Below are 3,344 nucleotides of genomic sequence, written 5' to 3'. Positions count from 1 at the left end.
GTGCTGGCCCTGGTGGCCGCCGCCGCGGCCATATCCCTGCTCGGCCCGTCAGCCGCCCTGGACGGCACCGGGGAGGGCACCGGGCCGGGAGCCCGCACCCACACGCTGCTGCGGACCGTGATGTTCGCCGCCCTGTGCGTGCACGTCGGTGAACTGCTCACCGCCCGGCTCGTCCGCCGGGTGCCCGAACTCCCCGACGGACCGATGCCGCGCCCGTGGTCGCCCACGGCAGCCGCCGCCGGAATGGTCGCCGCCCTCGGCCTTGCCGCGATCGTCGCCAACGGCAACCGGCTGCCGCAGTCGCTCGCCGAACTCGACCCGGGCAGCCTCTACGGCAACCACGACGGCACGCTCGCCCTGCTGGAGGTCAACGGCTTCCTGGTGGCCTGGCTGTGCTCCATGTCCCGACGGCCGCAGACCGCCGCCCTGCCGCTCGCCGTGGTGATCGTCGCCGAAGCGCTGCGCGCCCACCCCGAGCAGTACACCCCGCTGCTGGGCAGCGCCCTGACCCTGGTCCACCTCACCTGCGCCGCACTGTGGACCGGCGGCCTGCTGCACGTGCTGCGCACCATGGCCCGCTGGCGTGCCTCCCCGACCGCCGCAGCCGGCCTGCTGGGCCTCTACGCACGCTTCGCCACCGTGCTCTTCGCCGCGCTCACCGTCACCGGCGTCGCCAGCACGCTGCGCCGCCTCCCGATGGACGCCTGGCTCACCACCGCCTACGGCCGGGTACTGCTGGCCAAGCTGCTTCTGGTCGCGGTGATCGCCGCCCTCGCCGTCACCGCGCGCCGCCGACTGCGCCGAGAGCCCGACCCGTGGGCCGCCATGGCCCCGGCCCGGGCCGAGGTGTGGGTGCTGTTCGCGGTCGTCGCCCTCTCCGCCCTGCTCACCGCCGTACCGGTGCCGTTCGTGTGGGGCATGCCCTGGCCCTTCGGGCGCTGAGGCGGCGGGCGACAGGCGGCATTCGCCCTTCTGCGGTTCGGGCGGGCGGTCGGTTCCGCTCGGCCAGAAAGCTGCTCTCACCATCGTCACAGGTCGACGAAGGACGAGGAAACAACGGTACCGCTGGAATGTGGCGTGGAGGCCGGGACCGAGAGTTTCCTCGGCCCCGACCTCCCCGAATTGCCGGTTGGTTGGTTGCGTCGCTTTACGAACGGCGACAGATCAGCACCTCGGAATTCCGGGGGCGCTGGACAGGTTGCCTGAGTAGACGTATGTGGAGTACGGGATCGAGTTGATCCTGTACCAGTAGTTTCCCTTGTTGTTGATCAAGCCGCACTCGATATTGTGAACGCTCCCCCCTTGGGGGACGCGCGAAGTAACCGTGCCCGTAGCGTAGGGCGCAGTGCGAATGGTCGCCCCGGCGGGCTTTCCAACCCAGAGCGTGAAAGTCTTCTTCACCTGCGTATTGGCATGCACCTCAGGCTTGGCATCAGCCGATGCGGTACCGGAAACCAGCGTGAGGGCGGCCGCGGTGGCTGCTGCTGCGGTGAGGGCTGCGCGGAGAGTGGTTCTCATCATTGCCTCTCTTTGTGCTTTCGGGTACGTCATGGCGTCAGCCGACTGACACGTGGTGGAGTAATTCCCAGGTAATGGTCGTGCGTGCAACGCACTGTGGTCAAGAGGTTGCCCTGGTTTCAGCCAATTCTGGCGTGATGGCAGGCACGTACTTCTTCTGCACTTTGGCGTACAGGAACTCGGAGTGGTGTTCGTGCAAACATCCGCTCGGGATGCACTGGCTCTCCGGGAGGCATCGATGAACGCGGGCACGGCGATGGCGGAGCATGATGAGCGGGACGCTGAGGCGGCCGCCGTCTGCGGGGGTTCGGTGATCGTGGGCTCGGCCTCGGGTTCCCACTCGCGGCCCACAGTGATGACCACCGGGCGTGGTGGCGAAGCGGACCTGGAGGTTGGCCGAGGTGGCACTCGGGGCCTGCATGCGTCCCCTGCCGTCGCAGTACGGTGACCAGTCGGCCGGGCAGGCGGGGCACAGCCTGCTGCATGAGGCTGCGAAGAACCACTGTCGTCCCCGGCATGCGCAGTCGTGCTGAGGTTGAGGTGTTCTCGTCCGGTCGTGCTGCGGTGTTCTCGTGCGCGCGCAGTGAGCACCGGGTGCACGGGAGTGCGCGAATGCGTGTTGGTGAACGGTTCCCTCGCGGAAAGAGAAGAGAGACAGAGGTGAGGGGCGGGCATGGACACCCGCCCCTCACGTTCATCCGGCGTACCGGGTTACTCCTTGAGCTTCGCGCCCACTATGGCTTCGTACTGCTCCGGCGTTTGCGGCGTGTCGACCTTCTCGCCGTTCACCTTGAGGCTGGGCGTACCGGTGACGTCCTCAGCATCGTCGAACTTCCCCGACATCTTGACTGCCCAGGGGTCGAAGGTGCCGTTGTTGACGGCGTCCTCGAACTCCTTGTTGCCCTTGAGGTCCTCGATGTCTTGGGCGAGCTCGATGAGGTGGTCGTCCTCCCCGAACTTGTCAGGACCGAGCTCGTCCGGGTGGACGTCGGCGGAGTACAGGAGGTACTTGAACTCCAGGAACGCTTCCGGGCTGACGTTGAGCGCGGCACCGAGAGCACTCAGGGCGTTCTTCGATCCGTTGCCCTTGGCCTTTCCGTCAATGAATGTGCCGAAGACGAACTCGGCCTTGTACTTTCCTTCCTTGATGTCCTGCTCGATCTTCTCGCCGTTAAGCTGCTCGAAGCTTGCACAGGCGGGGCAGCGCATGTCCTCGTAGAGCGTGATGGAATTCTTCGCATCCTTCTCACCGACGACGACGTCAACTCCGTCCTCGCCCTCGGTGTTGGCCGGCGCCTCGTAGCCGTCGTACGGACCGGAGGCCTTGGTGCTCTCGGCGACCTTGGCCGCGGCGTCCCAGTCGCTGGCGTCGTCACCGCCGCCACCGCCCATGTTGGTGACGGCGACGCCGATGCCGCCCGCGATCGCGAGCACCGCTACCGCGGCCACGCCGATGCCGAGGTTGCGCTTGACCTTGTCCTTCTTGGCCTGCTTCTCGCGCTCGATGCGCAGCCGCTCGCGGGCCTCACGCTTGGCTTCCTGGGTGTTGCGCTTGCTCATGACTTCTCTGCTCCGGTGTGTGGGGACGGACGTGCTCAGGCGGCTGTGGTGAGAGCCGGGAGCGGCGGTCCCCTTCGCACGACGGAGTGGGCGAGGAGCGGGGTGCCGTGGGCGGAGGGCGCCCGGTGGGCGCAGCGGCCGGACGCCAGGCGGCGGAGGGGTGCAGGACGCAGTGTGCCGAACGCCACCAGCATGGTCCGGAACCAGTCGGCGGCCTCTGCCGCTGCGGCGTGCAGCAGCCGGGCGAGCGCCAGCTCGCCGCGGGG

At 67.9% G+C, this 3,344-nt stretch carries 2 protein-coding genes and 1 pseudogene; 1 reads left to right on the top strand and 2 read right to left on the bottom strand.

Annotated elements, in window-relative coordinates; all coding sequences use genetic code 11:
* Positions 1-942, top strand: a 942-nt coding sequence (locus ACYVE9_RS08620; protein ID WP_461027151.1) for a CopD family protein, incomplete at its 5' end; no start/stop codon positions are given.
* Between the two features lie 1,287 nt (positions 943-2,229).
* Here ACYVE9_RS08620 and ACYVE9_RS08615 read toward each other — a convergent pair.
* Positions 2,230-3,078 carry a thioredoxin domain-containing protein gene (locus tag ACYVE9_RS08615; protein WP_461027150.1) on the bottom strand — a complete coding sequence of 283 codons (849 nt, stop codon included), beginning with the start codon at positions 3,076-3,078 and terminating at the stop codon, positions 2,230-2,232.
* A gap of 35 nt (positions 3,079-3,113) precedes the next feature.
* Positions 3,114-3,344: pseudogene (locus ACYVE9_RS08610) on the bottom strand (hypothetical protein); the annotation flags it as partial.

It is taken from the genome of Streptomyces sparsus, assembly GCF_054776295.1.
This window is presented reverse-complemented; position numbering and strand designations above follow the sequence as displayed.